This window comes from Paracidovorax sp. MALMAid1276 (assembly GCF_049198005.1).
In the GTDB taxonomy this organism is placed as follows: Bacteria; Pseudomonadota; Gammaproteobacteria; order Burkholderiales; family Burkholderiaceae_C; genus Acidovorax.
Window position 1 is genome coordinate 1 of the sequence record NZ_JBMIRS010000258.1, and the last position, 527, is coordinate 527.

The window sequence follows — 527 nt, forward strand, 5'->3', positions numbered from 1 at the left end:
TCAGCGCGGCGCGCTGCCCTGCTCTGCGGTCCTCTGTTTCTACGACCCGACGTGCGGGAGCGGCGCCGTCTCGGGGGCCCCACGCCTGTCAGACAAGGGCTTGCCTGCCCCCACAGGCACGGCCAATGTGTGATCAGCGGACAAGTCGCGGAAAGGTGTCAGAAGCTTTCCCAGTCGTCGTCGCTGCCGCCCTTGGCCTGGGCGGCTGGGGCGGGCGCTGGGGGCTTGCTGCCTGGCGCGGCAGGCGCACGAGCGGCAGGTGCTGCCGGTGCGGGGCGCGAAGCGGGCGCCGCCAGCGTGGCCAGCGGCCGGGCACGGGCCGCTGGCGCGGCTGCCGCTGCGGCAGGCAACGGCACCGCCGAGGCCGCTGGGGCGGGCCGCGCCGCGCTGGCGACACTGGCTGCGTCGAGCCTGAACACCGCCACCGCATTCACCAGCTCGCCCGCCTGTGCGTTCAGCGCGCTGGCCGCCGCTGCCATCTCCTCCACCAGCGCCGCGTTCTGCTGCGTGGCCTGGTCCATCTGCGT

The 527-nt window shown here is 74.6% G+C and carries 1 pseudogene; it reads right to left on the reverse strand.

The annotated features are described in order from the left end of the window. Positions 1-158: 158 nt before the first annotated feature. A pseudogene (locus ACOQFS_RS21885) lies at positions 159-527 on the reverse strand (methyl-accepting chemotaxis protein); the annotation flags it as partial.